Annotated in this window: 16 protein-coding genes; 10 read left to right on the forward strand and 6 right to left on the reverse strand. The window is 62.5% G+C overall.

The annotated features are described in order from the left end of the window. Positions 1 to 11 precede the first annotated feature (11 nt). From J2X43_RS03100 to J2X43_RS03140, 9 genes are all read left to right on the forward strand, one after another. Complete coding sequence (locus J2X43_RS03100) at positions 12 to 1,379, forward strand: alpha-glucosidase/alpha-galactosidase (RefSeq protein ID WP_112388659.1); 1,368 nt, start codon at positions 12 to 14, stop codon at positions 1,377 to 1,379. A gap of 215 nt (positions 1,380 to 1,594) precedes the next feature. Beyond that, complete coding sequence (locus J2X43_RS03105) at positions 1,595 to 2,455, forward strand: lytic transglycosylase domain-containing protein (RefSeq protein WP_310291272.1); 861 nt, start codon at positions 1,595 to 1,597, stop codon at positions 2,453 to 2,455. Positions 2,456 to 2,681: 226 nt separating this feature from the next. Continuing rightward, positions 2,682 to 3,173, forward strand: a complete 492-nt coding sequence (msrB, locus tag J2X43_RS03110) for a peptide-methionine (R)-S-oxide reductase MsrB (RefSeq protein ID WP_112388657.1) — start codon at positions 2,682 to 2,684, stop codon at positions 3,171 to 3,173. 15 nt (positions 3,174 to 3,188) lie between these two features. Next, a complete protein-coding gene (locus J2X43_RS03115; RefSeq protein WP_310290800.1) occupies positions 3,189 to 5,045 on the forward strand; it encodes a cytochrome c biogenesis protein DipZ in 1,857 nt (618 codons plus the stop codon). A 12-nt stretch (positions 5,046 to 5,057) separates the two neighbouring features. Beyond that, the gene (msrA, locus tag J2X43_RS03120; RefSeq protein ID WP_112388655.1) at positions 5,058 to 5,792 is read left to right on the forward strand and encodes a peptide-methionine (S)-S-oxide reductase MsrA; all 735 of its coding nucleotides are present in this window, start codon (positions 5,058 to 5,060) and stop codon (positions 5,790 to 5,792) included. Between the two features lie 28 nt (positions 5,793 to 5,820). Then, positions 5,821 to 6,270 (forward strand): peptide-methionine (R)-S-oxide reductase MsrB, encoded by a 450-nt coding sequence (msrB, locus tag J2X43_RS03125; RefSeq protein WP_112388654.1) that lies wholly within the window; start codon positions 5,821 to 5,823, stop codon positions 6,268 to 6,270. After that, a complete protein-coding gene (gene msrA, locus J2X43_RS03130) occupies positions 6,267 to 6,773 on the forward strand; it encodes a peptide-methionine (S)-S-oxide reductase MsrA (RefSeq protein WP_112388653.1) in 507 nt (168 codons plus the stop codon). The genes msrB (J2X43_RS03125) and msrA (J2X43_RS03130) overlap by 4 nt, the downstream gene beginning before the upstream one ends. A gap of 142 nt (positions 6,774 to 6,915) precedes the next feature. Continuing rightward, positions 6,916 to 7,212 (forward strand): hypothetical protein, encoded by a 297-nt coding sequence (locus J2X43_RS03135; protein ID WP_112388652.1) that lies wholly within the window; start codon positions 6,916 to 6,918, stop codon positions 7,210 to 7,212. Between the two features lie 198 nt (positions 7,213 to 7,410). Further along, positions 7,411 to 9,210, forward strand: coding sequence for a sensor domain-containing diguanylate cyclase (locus J2X43_RS03140; protein ID WP_310290806.1), 1,800 nt, complete (start codon positions 7,411 to 7,413; stop codon positions 9,208 to 9,210). 17 nt (positions 9,211 to 9,227) lie between these two features. On the opposite strand, the gene J2X43_RS03145 is transcribed toward J2X43_RS03140, so the two are convergent. Continuing rightward, complete coding sequence (locus J2X43_RS03145; RefSeq protein WP_310290808.1) at positions 9,228 to 10,403, reverse strand: pilus assembly protein; 1,176 nt, start codon at positions 10,401 to 10,403, stop codon at positions 9,228 to 9,230. A 204-nt stretch (positions 10,404 to 10,607) separates the two neighbouring features. Between J2X43_RS03145 and J2X43_RS03150 the strand changes: the two genes are divergently transcribed. Next, the gene (locus tag J2X43_RS03150; protein WP_112388649.1) at positions 10,608 to 11,384 is read left to right on the forward strand and encodes a DUF1194 domain-containing protein; all 777 of its coding nucleotides are present in this window, start codon (positions 10,608 to 10,610) and stop codon (positions 11,382 to 11,384) included. A 3-nt stretch (positions 11,385 to 11,387) separates the two neighbouring features. Here the strand turns inward: J2X43_RS03150 and J2X43_RS03155 are convergent, their stop codons facing one another. The 5 genes from J2X43_RS03155 to J2X43_RS03175 form a co-directional block, all read right to left on the reverse strand. Continuing rightward, positions 11,388 to 11,660, reverse strand: coding sequence for a hypothetical protein (locus tag J2X43_RS03155; RefSeq protein WP_112388648.1), 273 nt, complete (start codon positions 11,658 to 11,660; stop codon positions 11,388 to 11,390). 155 nt (positions 11,661 to 11,815) lie between these two features. Further along, on the reverse strand, positions 11,816 to 13,102 hold the full coding sequence (locus J2X43_RS03160; protein ID WP_310290811.1) for an HlyD family type I secretion periplasmic adaptor subunit: 1,287 nt from the start codon (positions 13,100 to 13,102) through the stop codon (positions 11,816 to 11,818). A 31-nt stretch (positions 13,103 to 13,133) separates the two neighbouring features. After that, complete coding sequence (locus J2X43_RS03165; RefSeq protein ID WP_112444138.1) at positions 13,134 to 15,761, reverse strand: cadherin-like domain-containing protein; 2,628 nt, start codon at positions 15,759 to 15,761, stop codon at positions 13,134 to 13,136. A 14-nt stretch (positions 15,762 to 15,775) separates the two neighbouring features. Next, positions 15,776 to 17,512 carry a type I secretion system permease/ATPase gene (locus J2X43_RS03170; protein WP_112388645.1) on the reverse strand — a complete coding sequence of 579 codons (1,737 nt, stop codon included), beginning with the start codon at positions 17,510 to 17,512 and terminating at the stop codon, positions 15,776 to 15,778. Positions 17,513 to 17,581: 69 nt separating this feature from the next. After that, positions 17,582 to 24,628: a peroxidase family protein gene (locus J2X43_RS03175; protein WP_310290816.1), complete on the reverse strand. Its 7,047-nt coding sequence runs from the start codon at positions 24,626 to 24,628 to the stop codon at positions 17,582 to 17,584. Between the last annotated feature and the right edge of the window lie 276 nt (positions 24,629 to 24,904).

The following is a 24,904-nucleotide window of genomic DNA, read 5'->3' on the forward strand; positions in this document are numbered from 1 at the left end:
CGGAGGTTCATATGGCAAATCCCAGAATTACGTTCATCGGAGCTGGCTCCACCGTTTTCATGAAGAATATCGTCGGCGATATCCTGCAGCGCCCGGCGCTGTCTGGCGCCACGATCGCGCTGATGGACATCAATCCGCAGCGGCTTGAAGAAAGCGCCATCGTCGTCAACAAGCTGATCTCGACGCTCGGCGTCAACGCCAAGGCGGAGACCTATTCGGACCAGCGCAAGGCCCTGGCCGGCGCCAACTTCGTCGTCGTCGCCTTCCAGATCGGTGGCTACGAGCCCTGCACGGTGACCGATTTCGAAGTGCCGAAGAAATACGGCCTGCGCCAGACGATCGCCGATACACTTGGCGTCGGCGGCATCATGCGCGGCCTGCGGACTGTCCCGCATCTCTGGAAGATCTGCGAAGACATGCTCGCCGTCTGCCCCGAGGCGATCATGCTGCAATATGTCAACCCGATGGCGATCAACACCTGGGCGATCTCGGAAAAATATCCGACGATCAAGCAGGTCGGCCTCTGCCACTCGGTTCAGGGCACCGCGATGGAGCTGGCCCACGACCTCGACATTCCCTACGAGGAGATCCGCTACCGCTCGGCCGGCATCAACCACATGGCCTTCTATCTGAAATTCGAGCACCGGCAGCCGGACGGCTCCTATCGCGATCTCTATCCGGATCTCGTGCGTGGCTACCGCGAAGGCCGGGCGCCGAAGCCCGGCTGGAACCCGCGCTGCCCGAACAAGGTGCGCTACGAGATGCTGACCCGCCTCGGCTATTTCGTCACCGAAAGTTCGGAGCATTTCGCCGAATACACGCCCTATTTCATCAAGGAAGGCCGCGAGGACCTGATCGAGAAATTCGGCATCCCGCTCGACGAATATCCGAAGCGCTGCATCGAGCAGATCGAGCGCTGGAAGGGCCAGGCCGAAACCTACCGGACGGCCAACACGATCGAGGTCAAGCAGTCGAAGGAATATGCCTCCTCGATCATCAACTCGGTCTGGACCGGCGAGCCCTCGGTCATCTACGGCAACGTCCGCAACAACGGCTGCATCACCTCGCTGCCGGAAAATTGCGCCGCTGAAGTTCCCTGCCTCGTCGATGCCTCCGGCATCCAGCCGACCTATATCGGCGCCCTGCCGCCGCAGCTGACGGCGCTGATGCGGACCAACATCAACGTCCAGGAACTGACCGTTCAGGCGCTGATGACCGAAAATCGCGAGCATATCTATCATGCCGCGATGATGGACCCGCATACGGCCGCCGAACTCGATCTTGATCAGATCTGGTCGCTGGTCGACGATCTCCTGGTCGCCCACGGCGACTGGCTCCCGGAATGGGCACGCGGCAGCCGCAAGGTCCGCGCTGCTTAAGAGTGATGCCGTTATCGGCGCCGGCGGAGACGCTGGCGCCGGTTATCGCTTGACTGCGGCCGTCAAAGCATTTGGTATGGCTACATTAGCCACCTATGGCGGCGCGGGCTCTTCCGCACCGGAACCACATGACGGCCGCAAAGCATTCGGTGCGAAGGACTTTGACAGCATGGGCGGCGGGTATCCTGCTCGCCACGCCATTCGCACATCCCGCAATGGCGGTGGAAGACGTGCAGGGACCGGCGCCCGCCGGCTGCCTCTATACGCGCTCGGCTGAGGGCGCGGGCGAGACGCTCTGCATTCGCAAGGACAGCTTCAATCGCGATCTCTGCAGCGCCATCGAGCGATCGGCGGCGGATTTCCAATTGCCGCCGGATTTCTTCGCGCGGCTAATCTGGCGCGAAAGCCGCTTCCGGGCAGACGCCCTGAGTTACAAGGGTGCCGAGGGCATAGCCCAGTTCATGCCGGGAACGGCAAAGCTGCGGGGTCTCAGAAACAGTTACGACGTTCTGGAGGCCCTGCACAAATCGGCGGAATATCTCGGCGAGCTGCGCGACCGGTTCGGCAATCTCGGCTTCGCCGCCGCTGCCTACAATGCCGGTGAAAACGGGCTGTCGAACTATCTCTCCGGCGGCAGCCTGCCATCCGAGACCCGCGCCTATGTGATCGGCATCACCTCCTACAGCGTCGACGACTGGAAGAGCAGCGCGCCCGAAATCGCGGCACCCGCGCTCGACAAGACCAAGACCTTCCTCGACAGCTGTGTTGCCCTTGCCGAACGCCGCAAGCTGCGTGAGCCCGCCTGGCAGAGCGAGGGCACGTGGATGCCCTGGGGCGTGCAGATCGCCGCCCATGCCAATCCGGACGCTGCCCGCCGCCTGTTCTTTGCCGCCGTCGGCAGGCTGCCGGCGCCGCTCAATGCCGAGCAGCCGCTGGTCATGCGTCAGCGTGACCGCAGCTTCGGCTTCCGGCCGCGTTATGTGACGCGTATTGCCCGTCAGACCCGGGACGAGGCCAATCAGCTCTGCGCCCAGATCCGGAAAAGCAACGGCACCTGCCTCGTCTTCAGGAACTGAACGAAGGGCTTCACGGCCGCTCGCGATAATATGACCGGCGGTCTGCTTGCCGTCCACGAAAGGGCGGGATAGCGTCGTATTTCAAAAGATATAACGTCCCAGTGATATCCGCGAAATCAATTGCCCAGAGTGTCCAGCACTTTTCCTGTCTCGCCGTGTAACAAAATGCGCGCCGCGCCCGTACTTATCTGCAGACAGGACCAATTTCGGACAAGGAGGTCTGAAGATGTTGAATAGACGCATGCTGCTCCTGAATACGGGACTGGCCGCCATCGGCTTGCGGCTGGCGCTATCGGCGACAAGCGCGAACGCCGACGAGACATTTGCTGTCACGCATTCGGATGCCGAATGGCAGTCGCTGCTGTCATCCGACCAATATGCGGTTCTTCGCAAAGAGGCGACCGAACGGCCATTCACCAGCCCGCTTCTCAACGAACACCGCAAGGGCAATTTTGCCTGCGCCGGGTGCGACCTGGAATCCTTTGCATCGACGACGAAGTTCGACAGCGGTACCGGCTGGCCGAGCTTCTGGGCGCCGATCGACAACAAGGTCGTGGGCACGACGCGTGACTCATCCTTCGGCATGGTCCGCGAGGCTGTCCATTGCGGGCGCTGCGGCGGTCACCTCGGGCATGTCTTCGACGACGGTCCGAAGCCGACAGGCCTGCGCTACTGCCTGAACGGCATCGCATTGAAATTTCATCCGGCCTCGGCCTGATAAGCGGAAAATATCATGATCCTCTTTGTCCTCGCCTATCTGGGCGGCGTGCTGACGATCGTCAGCCCCTGTATCCTGCCGGTCCTGCCTTTCGTCTTCGCGCGGGCGGGCCAGCCTTTCATGCGCTCGACGCTGCCGATGCTGGCGGGCATGGCCGCAACCTTCGCAGCCGTCGCCAGTCTCGCCGCGATCGGCGGCGGCTGGGCGGTGCAGGCGAACGAGTATGGCCGTTACGCCGCGCTCGTCCTGCTTGCCGTTTTCGGTATCGTTCTGCTGTTTCCGGCGCTCTCGGATCGCCTGACACGGCCGCTTGTTTCGCTCGGCGCCCGCCTGTCGCAGTCTGCCGACAAGGAGAGCCGCAGCGGCGGCTCGACGGTTGTCGCTTCTCTGCTTCTCGGCGTTGCCACCGGATTGCTCTGGGCGCCCTGCGCTGGTCCGGTCCTGGGTCTGATCCTGACCGGGGCTGCCTTGCAGGGCGCAAGTGTCGGCACGACCTTGCTGCTGCTCGCCTATGCGCTCGGCGCTGCGACGTCGCTGGCGTTGGCGCTGCTCGTCGGTGGTCGCGTTTACCAGGTGATGAAGCGGTCGCTCGGCGCCGGCGAGTGGGTTCGCCGCGGCGTTGGCTTTGCCGTTCTCGTCGCGGTGGTGGCGATCGGGCTCGGGGCCGATACCGGCTTCCTGACGCAGGCATCGCTTGCCAGCACCGGCACTCTGGAGCAGGGTCTGATCGACAAGCTGCACCCCCAGCAACAGCAGGCTGACAACTCCGGTTCCTCTGTCCTGATGCAGGGCGGTGACGCGATGATGAGCGGCAACAATCAGATGATGATGAGCGGCAATCCGGCCATGAGCGGCTCGAACGCCATGATGATGAAAGGCGCCCCGAAAGCAGGTGGCGCCGAGGCGCTTCCGGTCGAAGCGACCATGCCTTCGCTCGATGGCGCCGTGCAGTGGCTGAACTCGCCGCCGCTTTCCATGCAGGCGCTGAAGGGCAAGGTGGTGCTCGTCGATTTCTGGACCTATTCGTGCATCAACTGCATCCGCGCCATTCCCTATGTCAAAGCCTGGGCCGAAAAGTACAAGGATCAGGGCCTCGTCGTCATCGGCGTCCACGCCCCCGAATTCGCTTTCGAGAAGAATGTCGACAACGTCAAGAAGGCGATCGGCGATCTCGGAATCACCTACCCAGTCGCCATCGACAACGATTATGCGATCTGGCGGGCCTTCGACAATCAGTACTGGCCGGCGCATTATTTCATCGACGCGGAGGGCCGGGTGCGTCACCATCATTTCGGCGAGGGCGATTACGACGGCTCGGAACGTATCGTCCAGCAGCTGCTTGCCGAGGCCGGCAAGGCGAACGTCTCGTCCGATATCGTCGATGTGAAGGCAACGGGCGCCGAAGCCGCATCGAACCAGGCGGACGTGCAATCGCCGGAGACCTGTGTCGGCTGGCAGCGCTCGCAGAATTTCGTCGATGACAAGGGTACCGTCAACGATGCCGCGCATAGCTATGTTGCCGCCACGCCGCGTCTCAACGAATGGGGCCTGACGGGCAACTGGACTGTCGGCGCCGAACAGGCGAAGCTCAACGACAAGGACGGTAGCATCTATTACCGGTTCCATGCCCGCGACCTGCATCTCGTGCTCGGGCCGGGCGAAGACGGCAAGCCGGTGCGTTTCCAGGTGACGGTCGATGGCAAGCCGCCCGGCGATGGGCATGGCTTCGATACCGATGCCGATGGCAATGGCACGGTCACCGGCCAGCGTCTCTACCAGCTGGTTCGCGAGACCGGCGCGGTCGGCGATCATACGTTCGAGATCCGCTTCCTCGATCCCGGCGTCCAGGCATTCGCATTCACCTTCGGCTGAAAGGAGCAAACCATGACCAGCCAACAGGACAAGAACAGATCCAGCGGTGCGATCCGCACCATCGCGCTCGGCGCCGCAGCGCTGCTGATGACCGGCGCCGCCTTCTATTTCACGCCGTCATCGGCTGAAGAGGCGCGCGTCATCCCGGCGCCTGCCGTCGATGAGCAGGCGACATTAGGCACGGAAACGGCGACATTTGCCGGCGGCTGTTTCTGGGGCGTGCAGGGCGTGTTCCAGCATGTGAACGGCGTCGTCAGCGCCACGTCGGGTTATGCCGGCGGCAGCAAGAGCACGGCGCAGTATGAAACGGTGAGCGGCGGCGATACCGGCCATGCGGAGTCCGTGCAGGTCGTCTTCGATCCGAAGAAGGTCAGCTATGGGCATCTGCTGCAGATCTATTTCTCCGTCGCCCACGATCCGACGCAGCTGAACCGCCAGGGGCCGGATACCGGCACGCAGTACCGCTCGGCAATCTTCCCCGCCGGCAACGAGCAGGCCAAGGTCGCCAAGGCCTATATCAGCCAGCTCAACCACGCCCGGGTCTTCGATGCGGCGATCGTCACCACCATCGAGCCGGGAAAGAATTTCTATCCGGCCGAGAATTATCACCAGGACTTCCTGACAAATAACCCGACCTATCCCTATATAGTGATCAACGATCTGCCGAAGATCGCAAGCCTCAAGCAGATGTTCCCTTCGGACTATCGCGACAAGCCCGTTCTCGTCGCGTCAGCCGGAGGCAATTGAGGCGGCAGGTCATTGCTAGGAGAAAATCATGCAGCACTATAAGAAAAGTGCCGAAGCCATTGCCAAGCTCACGCCCGAGCAATACCGCGTGACGCAGCAATCGGGAACCGAGCGGCCCGGCACCGGCGAATATCTCGATAACAAGCAGCCTGGCGTCTACGTCGATATCGTTTCGGGCGAACCGCTTTTTGCTTCTGCCGACAAGTTCGAATCCGGCTGCGGCTGGCCGAGCTTTACCAAGCCGATCGAGCCCGCCAATGTCAGCGAGCTCACCGATATCTCGCATGGCATGGTGCGCACCGAGGTGCGCTCCAGCCATGGCGACAGTCATCTCGGGCATGTCTTCCCCGACGGCCCGCGTGACCGCGGCGGCTTGCGCTATTGCATCAACTCGGCGTCGCTCCGTTTCGTCCACCGCGACCGGATGGAAGCGGAAGGATATGGCGCCTATCTCGACCAGGTGGAGGAAGTTCAATGACGACCGAACGCGCAGTTCTCGCAGGTGGCTGCTTCTGGGGCATGCAGGATCTGATCCGCCGCTACAACGGCGTGATCTCGACCCGTGTCGGCTATACCGGCGGCGAAGTGGCGAATGCCACCTATCGCAATCACGGCAACCACGCCGAGGCGATCGAGATCATCTTCGATCCCGCCAAGATCAGCTATCGCGAGCTTCTGGAATTTTTCTTTCAGATCCATGATCCATCGACCCTGAACCGCCAGGGCAATGACCGGGGCGCCAGCTACCGCTCGGCGATCTTCTACACGAGCGACGAGCAGAAGCGCGTCGCCGAGGATACGATCGCCGATGTCGATGCCTCAGGTCTGTGGCCGGACAAGGTCGTCACCGAAGTGACAGCCGACAGCGATTTCTGGGAAGCAGAGCCCGAGCACCAGGACTATCTGGAGCGGATTCCGAATGGCTATACCTGCCATTTCGTCCGTCCGGGCTGGAAGCTGCCGAAGCGCAACGCTGCCTGATCGCAGCGGCGATCGATGTTTGAGAGGAGGGGCGGCCGGCAGGCTGCCCCTTTTCATATGATCACAAATATTAGCGAAGCCGCTTTTTCGTTGGCGCGAATATTCGGTTCGGGTTATTCGGATTCCAAACGGGATTCGATTCATGGCCAACAAAGATCAAGTTCTCGTCACGCTGCGCACCTACATGCAGGTCAAGCGCGCGCATGACCGGAACCAGGCCGAATATCTCGCGATCCTTCAGGAGAAATCCAGGGAAGAACCGATCGATACCGCCGCGATTGCCGAGTTGACCGCCGCGCATCATGAGCTGCAGCGGCCGCTGATCGAAGAAATGAGCTACCGCTGGCAGGTTCTCGAAGCCTGGTATGATGACATCGAGGTCGATCTCGTTAGCTGGGCGATCCGCAATCCAAAATTTGCAAGCACCGCCCGGGGCTAGGCGGTTCTGTCTCTCCAGCCGGAGGATTTTGGTATTGTTGCGCCTGAAGCAGTTGTGGTATCGCCCTGCTGTGTTCCGGTCTAGCCGCTCAACTTTCACGCTTATTATTAAATACTCATTTAATGCTCGATCGATAAGATCGGCACATCAACGTACGATCCAGAACGCTGACTTCCATCGTGCAGACGAGATTTCGACATGCGGATTAGCACCATCACGAATTGGGCCTATGGCGTCACCGTCGGCCTGACGCTGCTAGCCGGCGGCGCCTTCATCCTGTCCGCACGCAGCGCAGATTTCGAGCGCCGGGCCGTAGTCGAAAGCCAGGTTTTCAACGAGTTGTCCGAGCAACTGGCGATGGCAGCCGAGCAGACGAGCGAGGATGCACGCCTGTTCGTCATGCGGGGCGAAGACCGCCATCTTCAGGCTTTCAGGGGCGATGAAAAGGGCGAGCGGGATCGCGAGCAGGCGATAAAGTCTCTCAAGTCGGCGGCGCTGTCTTCGCGGGAAGCAGCCTTGATCCAGGAAGTGGAACAGGATGGCGAGGCTCTGGACGCGCTCGAGGAGCGTGCCGTTGCCGCCTATACTGGCGGCGACCAGGAAGGCGCGCGGCAAACGCTGTTCGGGCCGGAGCACGAGCGCATCCAGGGCGATCTTCTCACCAGCGTTCGCCAGTTCACCGATCTCGTTGCGACCCGCACCAGCGATGCGCTCGCGGAGGCCAAGGAGTGGAGCGATTTCTGGGGCGCGGTGGCCAAGAGCCTGCTCGGGCTGACCGCGGCGGTTTTCCTCGGTGTGCTCTATTTCGTCCTCAGACGCCGTGTTGCCATGCCGCTGATGCGGATGACTGGCATCGTCAACCGCCTCGCAAAGCAGGATTATGCCGTCGAGGTGCTGCCAGATAGCAGGCGGGACGAGATCGGCGAGATGAATGATGCGATCCAGATCTTCCGCGACAATGGCCTTGAGCGCGAGCGGCTGGACGCCGAGCGGCGCGAGGACCAGCGCACCAAGGATCTCATCCTGCAGATGATGCACCGGCTGCAGGCCTGCCAGCGCCAGGAAGAGCTCGCAGAGGTCGTATCGCTGTTTGCGCCGCAGATCTTCCCGAATTTCGCCGGGCACCTCTATGTCATGAACGATAGCCGCACCGCCTTGAGCTCGATCGGCAGCTGGCGCGAGCCGCGCCGCGCCGGGCCGGCGCTGACCTCGGCGGAATGCTGGGCGCTGCGCCGCGGCCGGCCGCATGTCAGCGATGCCGCTGCGGGCGATATCCCATGCCAGCATCTTTCCCATGCAGAAGAGATGGGGATCTGTGTTCCGCTCTCGGCTCAGGGCGATACCGTCGGCCTGCTTTATTTCGAGGGCGCATCCGACGGCCAGGCTATCGCTGCGGCGCGTCTCTATTTCGAACTGATCGCCGAGAATATCGGTCTCGGCGTTGCCAATCTCCAGCTGCGCGACCGGCTGATGGGGCTGGCGATAAGGGATGGCCTGACCGGGCTTCTGAATCGCCGCTCGCTGGACGAGGCGCTGAACCGCATCGCCCGGGACGGGGCAGGTGATGCGATCGCCATCATGGCGGATATCGATCATTTCAAGCGCTTCAACGACGAATTCGGCCATGACGCCGGAGACGAAGTCATGCGCCGGGTTTCCGCCATCCTCTCGGGAGCGGTCGGTGATGCCGGTATCGTCTATCGCTTCGGCGGCGAGGAGTTCGCAATCCTGCTGACGGGGGCTTCCGAAGACAGCGCACTCGATCTGGCGGAAAAACTGCGGACGCTGATTGCGGCAACGCCGGTGACCTATCATGGCCGCCTGCTTGGCGCCGTCACGATCTCGGTCGGCGCTGCATCGACTGCGCGCGATGCGCCATCCGCGGACTTGCTGCTGCGTGCCGATGCGGCCCTGCTCAACGCCAAATCGAAAGGGCGAAACAGGACGATCGCCGACTGGGTGGAGCGCGCCGCATCCGACAGGCGCCGGGCGGTCTGACGGCTTTAGCTGCACCGCTAATTGGTCAGGCGGCTTACGGATTTGGTGGCGGTCTGGGCAATAGACGAAAAGGCGGCGACCAGTCCATCCATGGTTTCCGGCTCATAGTAATTCGCCGTCGTTGATGCGCAATATTTGAGAAGGTTTTTGCCGTTGGCAGGGGCCATGAAGGCGACGGTGTAGATCGTGATGCCGGCGCTCTTGGCGGCAGCGCATTCATCGCGCACCGACTGGTCGAGCGCCTTGCTCCACTGGTCAGTCATGCCGGTCATTTCACCGTCGGTCATCAGAACGATCACCCTGTCGGAGTTGGCATTGTCCTTCTTCTTCTGTTCGACACTTTCAGTGTCCGTGCCATAAATGTTCTTCTTGATGGTTGTGGTCGCTGTATTCACGGCCGCGGTCGCGTCGGTTCCGCTGAGCGGAGCGACCACGATATTCGAAACGTAGCGCCGCGAATCCGTTGTTCCCCAGGCCATCGCCGATTTCCCCTTGATGCCTGCAGTATAGGAGATCACGCCTGTACGAACGTATTTTGCAGAAGGATCGGATTTGTCGAAGGCATCGAAGAGCGCGGTTGCGGCCTGCTTGAGGGCCTCGATCTTTGTGACATAGACCGGCGGGCCGTAAAGCAGGCAGCCATTGAAGATCGGGATGATGCATGTTGCGCTTTTCAGCGTCGTGGTGTTCTGCGACATCGAGGTGGATTCGTCGACGAGCACTTCCATCGACAGACCGCTTTTGGTGCTGCCGGATCCGCTGGTTGTGTTGCTCGCTGCCGCGATCGTCTTGCTGCTACCGGCAAGGAACGCGATCAGCGGCGTCAACGTCACTGTCGCGGAAGAATTCACTGCAACGGTGAAGGACTTTCCGGTCGCGCTCGTTGTCGTCGTGATCGTCGCATTGGTGGCGTTCTTGATCGCGGTTGCTGACGTGGAACTGACATAATTGGCCATCTGGCCGCCGACGAAGTCTTTCGCCAGAGCCTTTCCGGAAGTCTCGTCGGCCTTGCCATCGGCAAGTGCTGTCGAGACCGCGAGCGCGGCGGAATCGGTTGCTTCCTGCAACTGGCGTTGAGAGAGCATGATGTTGCCGAGATCGATCGCCAGCCCTGCGGCGCCGATGAGCACAGGCAGGACGATCGCGGTCATCATCGCGAAGTTGCCATTGCGGCTGGTGCGTAGCTGCCGCATGTTTTGCAGAAAGCCAGACATCCGGTTGTAACGGCTTATATCCAGGATTGTGCCGTGCGATCTATCCGGGTGCTTAACACAAGCAAAACGTGTTCAAAGAAGCGACCGTCTTTGAGACACGACAATCTTTCGAAGCCGCATTGGCGGATGCACGGTTCGGACTATATCCTTCGGCAGGGTCCATAGCCGGTGATTGGATTGCCGATGTTCGAGACGCTTGCGATACTCATGACGCTCTCCGGAAGTGCGGCCATGCCGGTACAGGCAGGCGCCGGCGAGGTCGACGTCAAGCTCGTGCTGGCCGTCGATACGTCCCGGTCGATGGACTTCGAAGAGGTGCGCATCCAGCGAGAGGGCTATGTCGAGGCGCTCAAGCACAAGGAATTCATCGACGCCGTCAAAGGCGGACTGACGGGGCGCATCGCCATCAGCTATTTCGAATGGGCCGGCTTCGTGGTGCCGGGCTCCGTGCTCGACTGGCATTTGATCGAGACCGAAAGCGATGCGATCGCATTTGCCGATAAACTGGAACAGCGGCCGCTGAACACCCAGAGGCGGACATCGATATCGACGGCGATCACTCAGGGAGCGTCGATGATCGTTTCGAGCCCCTATACAGCGATGCGGCAGGTGATCGATGTTTCGGGCGACGGCACAAACAATGCCGGCAACCCTGTTGCGCCAACCCGCGACAAGGCGGTGGAGGCGGGGCTCATCATCAACGGGTTGGCGCTGATGCTAAGGCCATCAGGGGCGCCGGGCGGCCTCGACAATTATTATGCCGACTGCGTCATCGGCGGCCCGGGCGCTTTCGTGCTGCCGGTCTACAAGATCGAAGATTTCGGCATCGCTGTCCGCCGCAAGCTGGTGCTTGAGGTCAGCGGCCTCAGCCCGGTTCCGGACATCCAGAAGGCCGCTGCACCGCCGAAGAGCGATTGCATGGCCGGCGAAAAGCAGTGGCAGGATTTCTTCGATCGCTGAGGATCAATGCAGGCGTCCGCCGCTATTGACCGTGAGATCGGCCGACGTGATCCAGACACGGCCGTCGAAGGCGACTTCGCCTCTGTCGGTTTTGCCGCTGGCGATCCGCTCGATCAGCCCGAGATGCTGACGCACGGCGTCAATACGCTGCGGATTTGCCGCCTTCAGCGCTTCATCGAGCACGCAGACGGCCTGGCGCGCCGCGCCGTCGCCCATGATGATCAGCGTATGATTTGCCTTGGCGAGAATCTTGCCGGGAAGAGTGACGAGCCGCATCTTACCACCTCGATCTGTTTGCAAATGCCGCCTCAAGAAGAGGCCGCGACTGCCGCCAAGGCTGGTCCAATATGGTTAACGATTGGTTAACGCGTTGGAGCCGACGGGTGCGCGAACAGGTCGCGTCCCATCGGCTTCCAGTGGATTTCCGGGCTCTAGTCCTCGCGGAATGCCCGCATCATCTGGTCGGTGAATGGCTTTGCCAGATAGGACAGCGCGCTGCGCTCGTCGGTCTGGACATAGACTTCCACAGGCATGCCGGGAACGAGCTTGCGGTTGCCGAGCTGCAGCAGATCGGAAGGCTTGATGGTGGCGAGATAGTACGGCCGCCCGGTGGTGCGGTCGGTTGCCGTGGCCGCGGCCACCACGTCAACGGCGCCGTGAAATTCGGGCGTCGTGCGCTGATTGAAGGCCGTAAAGCGCATGCGTGTCGGCTGGCCGGGGGCGATGCGGTCGATGTCGGCAGGCGGCACCTGGATTTCGACGGTCATCTCTTCGCTATCGGGAACGACGGACATCACCGTCGCACCGGCGCCGACGATGCCGCCGATCGTGTGGATCTGCATGTCGTAGATCAGGCCGTCGACCGGCGCGCGCACTTCCATCCGTGACAGGCGGTCACCGGCGGCGACTTCCCGTTCCGTGAGTTCGGCAATCTTGGCCTCCAGCCCGACGATCTCCGTCTGCGCCTCCTTACGGCGGTTCTGATCGAGCGACAGGAGCTTCATCCTGACTTCGCTGATCTCGTTTTCAGTTTCGGCCATGCGGGCGATCAGCTCGCCGCGGGCGCCTTCGATTCGCGCCTTCTGCCGGGCGGCGTCGCGCTGCTGGGTGATCTGAATCAGGCCTCTTGCCAGCAGTTGGTTGGTCTTTTGCAGTTCCAGATCGATGATTGCCTTTTCTTCGTCGTTCGACTGCTGCTGGGCGCGATAGCCCTCCACCTGCTGCTGCAGCTGCGCGGCCTGCAGGCGCAGCTGTTCCTTCTGATTGGCGAGCATGCCGAGGTTTTCGGTAAACAGCTTGGTCTCGCTCCTGGCGAGCGCGACAGGGACGTCGAGCCCTGCGAAGCTGACGGTTTCGGCCCCGTCGCGTTCGGCGGAAAGTCGCGCCATCATCGCCTGCAGTTGCTGCAGCTGGCTGCGGACGATCGTCAGTTCGACACGGGTTTGAGTTTCGTCGAGGCGGAAAAGTACGGAACCCTTGCGGACGGCGTCGCCGTTGCGCACCAGGATTTCCGAAACGATGCCGCCATCGCGGTGCTGGATGACCTTGACCTGTTGCGAAACGGCAACCTGCCCCTGCGCGATGACGGCACCCGAGAGCTTCGCCTGTGCGGCCCAGCCGCCAATGCCGAAGACCAGCGCCCCGGCGAGAAACGCCGAGAGATAGATGCGGCCCGAAATGCCGAACTGCTTTTGTGTTTCTTTCTTTGCCGGCTGCATGTGCTTTCCCCTAGCTTTTCTTTGATTGTGATCAGGCTTGATGCGGAGCGGTGCCATCCGCGCCGGTATCGCGTGCCGCCAGGATGAAGTCCTGTTCGGTCAGTTCGTGGCGGCCGTAGAGAAGGATCTCGAAATCCTCGTCGCGCTCGAAGTCGATGATCGCCTTGACGATGGTCCGGTCGCCGTCCTCGAAGCTCTCGTGATAGAGCATGATCCGGTTCATCGGCTGCTGCGGGCCGTCTGTATCGGGCGCTCCGAACACCAGTCCGCCGATGCTGGCGGCAATCCCGGAAAAATCGATCCGGTCGCCGACGGCGAAGTCGCGGATCTGGTCACGGCCGTCGCCATCGTTGGCGATCGATGCCAGCGAACGGAAGACGAAGACGTCGTCTCCGGCGCCACCGGCCAGGAAGTTGAGGCCATCTCCGGCGATGATGAAGTCCGCGCCGCTGCCGCCGATCGCGGCCTCGAAGCCTGCCAATGTGTCGTTGCCGATATCGATGCCGGTGGCAGTGCCCTGATCTAGGTCAATGATGACGGCATGCACGGCCCCGGCAGCACTGTAGGTGTCGAAGCCGTCACCGCCCTGATAGCTGTCGTCGCCGTCGCTCCGTCCGTTGCGGCCGTCATCGGCGGCGTGGACGGCAACGAGAACGATATCATCGCCACTATCGCCGGAGACGATGTCATTGCCATCTCCACCGGTCAGCACATCATCGCCGGCGCGGCCGGAGAGGCGGTCGTTGCCGTTGCCGCCGACCAGAATATTGGCCGCCGAATTGCCGGAAAGGCGATCGTCACCGGCGCCGCCGATCACGGCCTCGAAGCCTTCGATCGTATCGCGGCCGATCTCCTGACCCTCGGCCAGCTGCGCTTCGAGATCGGCGATGACCTCCTGGACCAGCGCAGCGAGATCGAGCGTATCGAAGCCATCGTCTCCGGAATAGTGATCATCCCCGTCGTCGTCATCATCGCGATCGCCGCTCCGGGCAAGCACGACGAAGGTGTCGTCGCCGTTTCCGCCGGAAATCGTGTCGTCGCCATCCTTGCCGCAAAGGGTGTCGTCGCCGTCGGCACCGGCCAGGATATTGGCGGCATCGCTGCCGGTGAGCGTATCGTCGCCCGCGCCGCCGGTGAGATTTTCGATATCGACGAGCCTGTCGCTGCCGATCTCTTCGCCGCTGGCGGTCCCAAGAGAAAGGTCGGCGGCGACGGACTTGCGGGCGCTGCTCATGTCATAGGTGTCGATGCCCTCGCCACCGGAATAGCTGTCATTTCCATCATGCGCCGTGGCCACTGCCATTCGCGCTTCCTCGCCCGCGAGCCCGGCCTTGATCGTGTCGTTACCCTTGCCGGCGATAACGACGTCGTTGCCGCTGCCGCCGGTCATGGCGTCGTCGCCATCGCCGCCGTCGAGATAGTCGTCGCCGGCCTCTCCGAGCAGGCTGTCATCGCCATCTTCGCCGAACAGCCGGTCCGCGCCGGTGCCGCCGCTCAGCGCGTCGTTGCCGTGTCCGGCGATCAGCGTGTCGTTGCCTGCCTCGCCGAACAAACGATCATCGCCGTCGCCGCCGAAGAGAACGTCGTTGCCGGCACCACCGAAGAGCGTGTCGTTCCCTGCGCCGCCGTAGAGCGTATCGGCGCCGTCGCCGCCGAGGATCAGGTCGTCGCCGCCGTCGCCGGAGATAATGTCGTCGCCTTCGCGCCCATAGATCACGTCGCTGCCGCCGAGGCCGGATATCAGGTCTTCGCCGGGCGTCCCGGTCAGCGTGTCGGCGCCTTCCGTTCCCTGGATTTCATGGGGCGGCGCCTTGCGCAGGTTGAACAGCGCGCCGGTGCGGATTTCGGCCTGACCATCGGACACGTCATAGGTGAAGGTGACGTCACCGATATAGCCGCGCTGCGGCGTATAGAGCCACATGTCCTGCCCGTAGGCGCGGATCTGGCCACTCGATACCGAGATGTCGTTGATGCTGAGCTTGTCGCCATCCGGGTCGTACATATGGGCGAGCAGGTCGTCGAGCATGACCAGCGCCGAAAGGTTCACGAAGCCGCTGGAGAATGTGTAGCGTCCGAGGCTGACCGGCGCCCGGTTCGGGTCCGGGTCGTCCTGGTCATCGGGATTGCGATTGCCACTGGAGGGCGCGCCGCTGGCGGAAGTGCTGCGCGTTGCGCGGGACGGCAGGTCGAGGTGAACGGGCGGGCGCAGCGCTGGAAACTCGAAGCCTTCGCCGGCGTCGATGATGCTGCGCAGATTGTCGTTGGCCGTGCCGCTCAGGACGGTGCGCTCAAGACGCGGCGGCATGTCCGTGACGTAGAACGTGCTGGTGCGGAAACTCAGCCGGACGGCAGGCTGCTGTTCACCTGCTTCCGGAGCGGCGGCCTCGCTCGCGAGCGTCTGGAGAAAGGCGGTGACGTCCTCGATGATCCCGTAATCGTCGTTGGAGGGTTGTTCCGGCTCCTGCTCCTTGGCCTCGGGCTGCTGGTTGCGTGCGCCGGGCTCGGTCTTTGCAAACATCATCGCCAGCGCCGAGAAGGCCGTCAGCGGCATGAAGAACTTGCGCGGTCCGCTCTTGCTCTCTTCCTTCTCGCGGTACTTGTTGATCGGCGCGATCGCTGCCTGCGCATCCGGCAGGCCAAGGGTGAGCTTCTCCTCCATGACAGCGCGCTCCCTTATTCCGCGGCCGTCGAGCGCGGCGATCGGCTGTCGCCGAACGACTTCTCGACGGCGAGCGGCTTGGCCTTGGTCTGCAGCAGCGTTTCCTTGGGGCCGAAGGAGGTGAGCTTTCCGCCCTGCATCAGCCCGACCATGTCGACGGCCTGCAGAGCGCTGGGGCGGTGGGCGATGATGACGACGATGCCGCCGCGGCGCCGGACCGAGAGAATGGCCGTCGTCAGGGCTTCTTCACCCTCGGCGTCGAGATTGGAATTCGGCTCGTCGAGTACCACCAGGAAGGGGTCGCCATAGAGCGCGCGGGCCAGCGCCACACGCTGCCGCTGACCGGCCGAAAGTGCAGTCCCGTTCGGGCCGAGTTCGGTCTGGTAGCCTTCGCGCAGGTGGACGATCATGTCGTGGATGCCGGCCGCCTTGGCCGCGAGAATGATCTTGCGTGGATCCGGCTCCTCGGCAAAGCGGCAGATGTTATCGGAGATCGTGCCGTCCATCAGTGCAACGTCCTGCGGCAGGTAGCCGACGTGATCGCGGAAGAAATCGGCATTCCACTGGCCGAGATCGGCGCCATCGATGCGCACCGAACCGCGCAGCGCCGGCCAGATGCCGAGCAGGCTCCTGACCAATGTCGTCTTGCCGCCGCCGCTCGGGCCGATGAGGCCGAGTGCCTGGCCGGCCTTCAGTTCGAAACCGACCTCGCTGAGCAGCACAGCGCCGGTGCTGGGCGCAACGGTTGTCAGCCCCTCGATCCTCAGGCTTTCCTTTGGTTCGGGAAGCGGGATGAACTCTTCCTTCCCGTTCAGGACAGCCAGCGTTTCCTGGATGCGGTTGTAACTGCGGCGTGCCGAGACGACGCTCTTCCACTGCGCGATCGCCAGATCGACGGGGGCGAGCGCGCGGCTGGTGACGATCGAGGCAGCGACGATGGCGCCGGCCGAGAGTTCGCCGCCGATCGCCAGATAGGCGCCGAGACCGAGGATAGCCGACTGCAGCATCATGCGCAGCACCTTGGAGAGACCCGACAGCGTGCCGCCGATATCGGAGGTCTTTGTCTGGTGCTCGAGGTGATAGCGATTGGCCCGCTCGAAGCGATCAACGGCGCGCTGAGTCATGCCCATGGCATGCAGGACTTCGCTGTTGCGGGTGTTGGAATCGAGCACGGCGTTGCGGGTGACGGCGGCCTTGATCATCGTATGGGCGTGACGCCGCGTCAGCACTTCGGCGAGGATCGTCAGACAGGCGAGGACTGCTGCGCCGCCCAGCGTCAGCATGCCAAGCACCGGATGCAGCAGCCAGACGAAGACGAGATAGATCGGGATCCAGGGCAGGTCGAAAAGCGCGATCGGGCCCTGGCCACCGAGGAAGCTGCGCAGCGTATCGACGTCGCGGCCACGCTCGGCCGCCTCTGCCGTCGAGTAGCCGTAGCGTGGCATTTCGACGACAACCTGGTGGGTTAGCGGCGCCAGCGTTGTGTCCATCTTGGCGCCGAGACGCACGAGGATCTGCGAGCGCAGGATGTCGAAGACGCCTTGGAAGAGGTAAAGGCCGATTGCCAGAACCGAGAGCGCGATCAGCGTCGAGATGCTGCCGCTGGCGAGCGCCCGGTCGTAGATCTGCAGCATGTAGAAGGCGCCGGTGAGCGCCAGGATGTTGATGAGCCCGGACAGGCCGAACAGATAGGTCAGGACGCCGCGCGCCTTGTCGATCTTGTACTGCGGCTCTTTCTTCTTCGTTGCCATGATTTTCCCCTCCGGCAATTCATTCGGCATGCCCCATGGCCGTCAGCGGCCATGGGGCAGAGCCATCGATCAGGAGACACCGTTGAAGTCCGATGCCTTCAAATTGTGGGTGCCCGCGATCATCAGTTCGAAGTCTTCTTCCGGATCGGCGTTGACGTTGCCGCGCAGCACCGTGAAGGCCTCGCCATCGATGGTTTCGTGGCTGACGGCGATCTGGCCGGCGGCGGTAATCGAGCCCGCTTTCAGCGCGAAGCCCTGGACACCGGCGACAGACGTGTTGGCGTCGATGGCCGAGAAGTCGATCTTGTCTCCCGGCTGGAAGCCATAGATCTTGTCGCCGTTGGCCGCTGCCGCCGAGGTGAAGCGGAAGACGTCTTCGCCAGCCCCGCCATCGATGATGTTGACGGCGAGCGACGCGGTGATCGTGTCGTGGCCGGACCCACCGATGAAGTTTTCGAAGCCGTAGACGGTATCGGTTCCTGTGCTCGACCCGGCGACACTGCCTCTGCCCATGAAGCCGTTGCCGAGATCGACGGTGAGGTTGGTGGTGGCCGCTGCATAGTCCAGCGTGTCGTTGCCATCTCCACCCCAGTAGGTGTCGGAGCCGTCGTTGAGCTTGGCGAGGATGAGGTCGTTGCCGGCGCCCGCCCAGACCTGGTCGTCGCCCGCCCCGCCTTCGATGACGTCGTTGCCATCGTCGCCATAGAGCCGGTCTGCCCCTGCGTCGCCGAAGATATGGTCGGCATCGGCGCCGCCGTGCACTTCGTCATCGCCATCACCGCCCGACATCACATCGGCGCCTGCGCCGCCGGTGATCAGGTCGTGGCCGCCTTCACCGCGCAGGATATCGCTGCCGGCTTCACCGACGAGGATGTCGTTGCCATCGCCTGCCAGGATGATGTCGGCTGCGGCTGCACCCAAAAGGGCCTCGCCGGCACCGGTGCCAACAAGCGTGCGGGGCGTGGCCGGAGCCGGGCCTTCGCCGCCGGACGGCTGTTCGCCGTCGTCGTCATCATCGTCGCAGCTGCCGCTGCCTTCCTGCTCTTCTTCCTCCTCCTCGTGGTCGTCGTCGCCGGGACCAACCGGCGGCTCGGAACCATTGGGGCCGACGAAGGTGATCGAGCTGCCGTCACGGGTCATGACCGTGCGTCCCTCGTCATCGACAGTCGTTTCGAAATCGGCCGCAGTCAGTCCCTCAGGAAGTTCGATGACATCCTGCGGGCGCAGCGTGCCGACGATCGTGTCGTGACCGCCATTCGAGCGGAAGACGATGCGGTGTGCCGATTGCAGCGCCGAGATGTCGATGACGTCGTCGCCATTAGTGCCGTCGATGGTGATCGTGTTCAGCGCCAGGCTGGTCTGCGAGAAGTCGCCGATGACGGTGATGGTGTCGCCACCCGTTGTCCCGCCAGTCGGCGTGCCGTCATCCAGCGTGATGTTGCCGACGGTTATCTCCTCGATATTGTCGAGTTCAGCGATCACCGAGGCATTGTCGGTACCGTTGCGGGTGATGACGATTTCCGTCGTCGCCATCAGGCCGGTGATGCCGGCAAGCTCGGCTGCCTGCCGCGTATAGATGCGGAAGGTTTCGTTGCCGCCCTGGCCGGTGCGGCCATTGAGGTCGAATGTGTCGGTGCCGGCCCCGCCATCGACGATGTCGCGTCCATCCGTTGCGCCTGTGTTATTGGCGTTCCAGACGATGGTGTCGTTGCCGCCACCGGCGAGGATGATGTCGTTGCCGGTGCCGCCGTCGAACGTATCACCGGAGTTGTCGCCGATCAGGATGTTGTTGCCTGCCGTGCCGCTGACGTCGTTGGTGTCGCGGGTGACGGTAACGGTCGCCGTATCGGTCGCAGCACCGTCGCTCACCGTGTAGGTGAAGTTGCGCTGCTGTGTGGTCGAGTGCGTGACCGTGACGTCGCCTGCGGGGTTCACTGCGACCGCGAAGTTGGTCTGGTTCTCGGTTGCGCCGGTGATATTGAGAAGGCTGTCGACATCCGTGTCATTGGCGAGCAGTGCCCATTCGGGAATGACGAAGCTGCCAGTCTCTACATTGGTGATGACGCTATCGTCACCGGCGACAGGTGCATCGTTGACGGCCGTAACCGCGATCGTTGCGGTCGACGGATTGCTGTTCATCAGGCCGTCGTTGACGGTGACGGTGATGACGCGTGCCACCGTTCCCGGCTGGTCCGAGCTGTTGCCGAAGGTGATCGCCTGGATTGCGGCCTGGTAGGCGGCAAGCGTGGCAGTCCCCGTCAGTGTGATGGCGATCTGGCCGGCAACCAAAGTGTCGGTCTGGGCGGTGATGCCTGCAGGAAGAGCGCCTACATTTAGCTGGTCACCGTTCTGGGCATTGGTCAGAACGATCCGTGCGGAGACGATCTGGCCATCCTCATCGGTAATCGCAGGACCGGAGGCGATCGCAACCGGATCGCCATTCTCGACGAAGGTCGTCGCATAGTTGATCGATGGCGCCGCCGCAGGGCGGGTGAAGTCGATCGTGACATTGTCGATATCGACGATGTCATTATTGCCGAGTGCGGTGGATGTGAGGCGAACAATGGCCCCGGCGGTAAAAGGACCGGTCAGATCGATGCTCCGTTCTGCAACGTTTGTTGCAAAGTTGATAGTGTCGATCTGGATGAAATTGACGCCATTGGCCGCAAACCAGACGGTCACGGTATCGCCCTGATCGAGTCCGCTTTCGTTCACATCGTAGGTGAGACGGGCCGTCGTCGCGCCTGCAAGGTTGGCGGCGCGCTGCACGCTGGCGCCATTGCCGTTATCGTCGAAGCGCAACGTGCCGCCGGTGACGAGAACATCGCCGCTGGTGGCGCTGTTGTTGTCGCTAGACTCCGTCCAAGGTGTCGTCCAGGGCGTGGTGCCATCGGTACCCGTGTAGTTGGACGGGCTGAAGTCGTCGCGGTATTGGCCACGATCGAGCGTGTAGAGCTGGAGCTGCGGCGGGCTCAGCGCATATTCGCCGTCCGCAAAACGCAGCCGCTCGATGTTGAACAGGCGGTCGGTGCCGTCGGAAACCGGATTGGCAACCGTTTCCTCATCTCCGTCGGGCCCCCCGTCTTCGTCGAAGCCGGTATGAGCGACGGTGATGCTGCCATCCGCATTCTGCGTGATCGTATAGTTGGCGCGGACGTCGGTATAGACGGCCGTATCGATATCGCCCTCTACCTCGCCGTCGATGATCTCGCGGACGATTTCGAGCTGGCTCGGGTTCAGCGTGCGGTCGAACATCAGGTCGCTGAGTGTGCGGCCGTTGAACATTGCGGCGCCGCTGGGCGCAAAGACGCCCTTCGACAGGCCGTCGGACGAGCCGATCTCATTGCCGTTGAGGTCGTTGATGCGGATCCGGACGTTCAGCCAGCGGTCGCCGTCGATGATGTCGTCCCCGGCGAGGCCGGTGATGATGTCATCACCGCCGCCGCCGAGCAGGATGTCGGAAGCGTCAGCGGTATCCATGACGATTGTTTCGGTGACGCCGTTGACCGTGACAGAGGTACGGGCACGGTGGGCGACGAGCTGCGAGAGACCGGCGATCAGGCTGAGGTTCTTTTCGAGCAGCGCGTTCGAATAGCTTTCGAGCGGGCTGCCGGTACCCGGAATGGCTGCGGTATTTTGCAGCTCGGCCCGGGCATTGGTCGGGGCGACGCGTCCGGTCAGGATATCGTCATGGACCCAGCCGGAGAGACCTTCGACAAGATCGAAGCGGTCGCGCAGGATGAAGGCTTCCTGGGTGGCGAAGAGCGGGATGCCGAGATCGGAATTGGCTGCGGTATTGTCGCCCTTGTGGATTGCCCAGTCGAAACCAGCCATGCCGTTGCTGCGCTGGATGCCATCGCCCTGGAACATGATGTCGTCGCCGGATTCGGCGTCGTAATCGGTGTCGCTGCCATCGCCGTTCAGAACGTCATGGCCGATGATCGAGGAATTGAAGAACAGCTCGGAGTTTTCGCCCGACAGTGTGTCGAAACGTCCGCCGCCTTCGATCCAGTCGTTGCCCTCGTTGCCCATCAGGAAGTCGCCGCCGTCGCCGCCGCGGATGAAGTCGTCGCCGAGGCCGCCGAGCACGTGCTTGCCGTCAGGGCCTGCGATGATGAAGTCCTTGCCGTCATTGCCGAAGATCAGCGCCAGGCCGCTGCCGCCATGGATGACGTCGTTGCCGCCTTCGCCATGCAGGAAGTCGGCCGCGCCGATATCCGTGCCGGCATTGGTGATGATGTCGTCACCCTCGCCACCGTGGACGTGGTCGACGCCGTAGCCGGCTTCAAGCGTGTCGTTGCCGCCATAGCCCCAGATCGTGTCATCGCCTTCGCCGGCGATGATCGTATCGTCGTCCTCGGTGCCGCCCATGACGACGTGGTCGCCGCCGTGATAGGCCATGTAGTCGAGGTCGCCGTCACCATCGGTGTCGCGGCGCACGACCAGCGGCGTCAGCGCCTGCAGGATCGCATCGGTGAAGATCGGATCGGCGCCGACCTGCTTCGAGATGTCCATCTCAAGCGTATGGTCAGGCGTCGAGAAGATGTCGCCCGGCAGCGCCGTCGAACCTTCGCCCAGATCGGTATTGCGCATGATGATCTTGCTCAGCGAGTTGTTTTCCAGCTCGTTGAGAAGGTTCAGACCCTGGACGCGGGAGAGATAATAGAAGCGGTCCGATTCCTGCAGGTTCTCCATCTGCAATTCGAAGACGAAGGAGAAGGTGGAGCCGAGCATGCCGCCGAAATCCATCTTCTTCTCGGCAAGGCCGCCGATCCACAGATCGATGTCGTTGAGACCCGTCTCAGCCGTCGCCCAGGCGCCGGTCGAATTCAGGAATTCCAGGCGGTCGGCAGGTGCACCGGCCGTGCCGAGCACGATCGAGGCGGCCGCAGCGCGCTTGGCGTCGAGGGTCGCCGCGCTGGTGATCGAGGAGTGCGTGCCGTAGGCAGCGATGAAGTTGACGATCGACGCGGTGTTCTGCAGGTTCAGCGCGAAATCGGTCCAGCTGACATAGGGCTTCAGCTGCGTGTCCTGACCGGCTGCCTGGTAGAACTGGGCACGTGCCTCGTTCAGCGTCGGCAGGCCGACGTCGCGGCCACGGGCGATATTGAGCGCTGCAAGATCGAGCGGGATGCCGACAAGCTGGTTGCGCAAAACGTCGGTGACGAATTCGTCGATTTCGTTGCCGCCCTGTCGGGACATGCCGCGGATGATGGCACCGGCTGCCTGGTCGTGATTGACGAGCACATTACCGTTGGCATCGACCGCGCCGAGTTCCAGCGGGTTCAGGAAGCCGTCGAACAATGTGATGTTATCGAAGCTGAAAGTACCGTCGGCATTTTCCACGAGACGGTCGATATCCTGGTTCAGCATCGAGTGGCCGAAGCGGTAGACCGCGTGGGCGAACTCGGCGAAGATCGCCGGATTGATGTCGGTCGATGGCTCGAAGACGAAGGCATCGATATCCGGCTGCATCTTGCGGCCGAATTCCTCGAAGACGAGGTGCTGATACTGCATTTCGGTGGTGAAGCGGCCGGCCTGGAACAGACGCTCGCCGTTCCAGACGAGTCCCTCAAGTTCTGCCTCGGTTGTCGGCAGCGTGGTAATCGGCTCAAGCAGCCACTGGTTGATAAAGACCAGGTCGGCGCTGTCGAGGACGACCTGCTTGGTCTGCTCGACGACGCTGTTGTGCTCCGAGTGGAAGATGTGGTGGATCGACGTCAGGCCGATATTCTCGTTACCGCGGCCGTCGCCGGTGATGTAGTGCGCGTCGAGCAACTCATCATCGTAGGCAGTCTGCTGACCGCGGGTGTTGAAGCCGCCGGAATAGCCTACGGCGTCGTCACTGTCGGCCTGCAGTACGCCACCGGCGATGACCGGTACTGCGGCATGGGCGATGTCATCGAGGAAGGCGTGGCCGATTCGGACGGCTCCAGCGGTGCTGACAGGAGCGCCCGGCGTGCCTGAGACAACGATGTCGTCGGCGGTGTTCGGAATGCCGTCGGCGCCGATGCCGGTGATGACCTGCGCGAAGCCGTTGGCATCGGGGATGAAGCGGCCATAGGGATCGGTGCGCAGCAGCGGAATGTTGGTGACATCGGCGTCGGTCAGGTCGATGCCGAGCATCTCGCGAGCCTGTTCCTTGATGTCGGCCCAGGTCGGCAGGCCGCGCGCGCCGTCAAGCAGATGGCCGGTCGCGACAGGCTTGCCCTCATGCATGACATATTCGCGCAGGAAGACCTGATGCGATGCATGCGAGGTATATGTCTGGTTCTGGTCGACCCACGGCGTCGTGGTGTTGGCAGCCACTTCGCCATCGGCATCGCGGCTGGCGCGGGTCAGGACCATGAAATTGGTGTGCGGCGTTGCCGGATTGTAGAGTGGGTCATCCGGTGACAGCGGAATATAGACCGTTCCGGCACCGCCCTTGGCCACGAGGTCGAGGCCATGGTCGAAGAACTGGCCGAACAGCGTGAACATCGAGTTGTAAGGCGCGGAGTCGCCGATATCGGGCGAGACGTTCTCGAAAGTGTAGACGTAGACGGGACTGCCCGCGGCGGCGAGAACGGTGCCATCGGGGCCGACGACATTGGTTGCATGGACGATGGGCGCGCCATTGGCGTCCTGCATCGGTACGCGCGTCGCTGTCTTGCCCTCGTCGATCATGGCCTGGTAGACCATGATGGCTGCCGGGTTGTTGCTGGTCTGATCGACAATCAGATTGGAGATGATGCGTGGATCGGCGTCGACGACGGTGCCCGGGCCGACGGCGCTGGGGGTACCCGGCGCATAGTTACCGTTCGTGAGAACCGTTCCCGGGCCGAATGCCAGCGAGTCGTCATTTTCGTTGACGTAGTTCGGCTGCACCAGCGGCGTGAACGGCTGGTCGGCTGCGCCCCAGGTTTCATTGCCATCGAGCAGGTTGTTGTAGCTGCCGTCGACGGTTCGGAGGCCGTAGGGCAGGAGATGCGCCTGCGGTGCACCGGTGCCGGTCGCGCCGGCTGCTTCGCCGGCTTCGGCGACGAGCGCGGCAAGGTCACCACCGGCCGCATGCTGTTCGGCGATGGCGATCTGCTTCAGGATGAACTCGAGATCGTGTCTTACAAGCGTAACCATTTTCCCCTCCGTCGGCGCGCTGTCCTGGCGCCTGGTTTTTCGCAAACTTGTCCTGTCCGCCGGATCGCGCTGCGAGCCCGGCGGTTTGAATTGCCCCTGATGTCTTCAAAGCCCGCCTTGCAGGGCTGGCTTGGGATGATGCGATCTTGCGGAAAGTTGCCGGGGTTTTGAACGGCGCATGGTCGGACGATGTTTTCGATGTTCGTCCACGGCAAAAGCAGGTCTTCGGTCCTTATCCTTCCGGGAGTAAGGTCCTATGATGAATTGGCCTTTGGT

Origin of the sequence: Rhizobium sp. BE258 (assembly GCF_031457345.1) — a bacterium.
Taxonomy (GTDB): Bacteria; Pseudomonadota; Alphaproteobacteria; order Rhizobiales; family Rhizobiaceae; genus Rhizobium.

What these genes read in the sequence shown, in the direction of transcription:
- J2X43_RS03170 (WP_112388645.1), bottom strand. Translation starts at nt 17,512, where the DNA reads ATGGCAACGAAGAAGAAAGAGCCGCAGTACAAGATCGACAAGGCGCGC.
- J2X43_RS03150 (WP_112388649.1), top strand. Translation starts at nt 10,608, where the DNA reads ATGTTCGAGACGCTTGCGATACTCATGACGCTCTCCGGAAGTGCGGCC.
- J2X43_RS03155 (WP_112388648.1), bottom strand. Translation starts at nt 11,660, where the DNA reads ATGCGGCTCGTCACTCTTCCCGGCAAGATTCTCGCCAAGGCAAATCAT.
- J2X43_RS03160 (WP_310290811.1), bottom strand. Translation starts at nt 13,102, where the DNA reads ATGCAGCCGGCAAAGAAAGAAACACAAAAGCAGTTCGGCATTTCGGGC.
- J2X43_RS03145 (WP_310290808.1), bottom strand. Translation starts at nt 10,403, where the DNA reads ATGCGGCAGCTACGCACCAGCCGCAATGGCAACTTCGCGATGATGACC.
- J2X43_RS03165 (WP_112444138.1), bottom strand. Translation starts at nt 15,761, where the DNA reads ATGGAGGAGAAGCTCACCCTTGGCCTGCCGGATGCGCAGGCAGCGATC.
- J2X43_RS03105 (WP_310291272.1), top strand. Translation starts at nt 1,595, where the DNA reads ATGGCGGTGGAAGACGTGCAGGGACCGGCGCCCGCCGGCTGCCTCTAT.
- J2X43_RS03135 (WP_112388652.1), top strand. Translation starts at nt 6,916, where the DNA reads ATGGCCAACAAAGATCAAGTTCTCGTCACGCTGCGCACCTACATGCAG.
- msrB (WP_112388657.1), top strand. Translation starts at nt 2,682, where the DNA reads ATGTTGAATAGACGCATGCTGCTCCTGAATACGGGACTGGCCGCCATC.
- J2X43_RS03100 (WP_112388659.1), top strand. Translation starts at nt 12, where the DNA reads ATGGCAAATCCCAGAATTACGTTCATCGGAGCTGGCTCCACCGTTTTC.
- msrA (WP_112388655.1), top strand. Translation starts at nt 5,058, where the DNA reads ATGACCAGCCAACAGGACAAGAACAGATCCAGCGGTGCGATCCGCACC.
- J2X43_RS03115 (WP_310290800.1), top strand. Translation starts at nt 3,189, where the DNA reads ATGATCCTCTTTGTCCTCGCCTATCTGGGCGGCGTGCTGACGATCGTC.
- J2X43_RS03175 (WP_310290816.1), bottom strand. Translation starts at nt 24,628, where the DNA reads ATGGTTACGCTTGTAAGACACGATCTCGAGTTCATCCTGAAGCAGATC.
- msrA (WP_112388653.1), top strand. Translation starts at nt 6,267, where the DNA reads ATGACGACCGAACGCGCAGTTCTCGCAGGTGGCTGCTTCTGGGGCATG.
- msrB (WP_112388654.1), top strand. Translation starts at nt 5,821, where the DNA reads ATGCAGCACTATAAGAAAAGTGCCGAAGCCATTGCCAAGCTCACGCCC.
- J2X43_RS03140 (WP_310290806.1), top strand. Translation starts at nt 7,411, where the DNA reads ATGCGGATTAGCACCATCACGAATTGGGCCTATGGCGTCACCGTCGGC.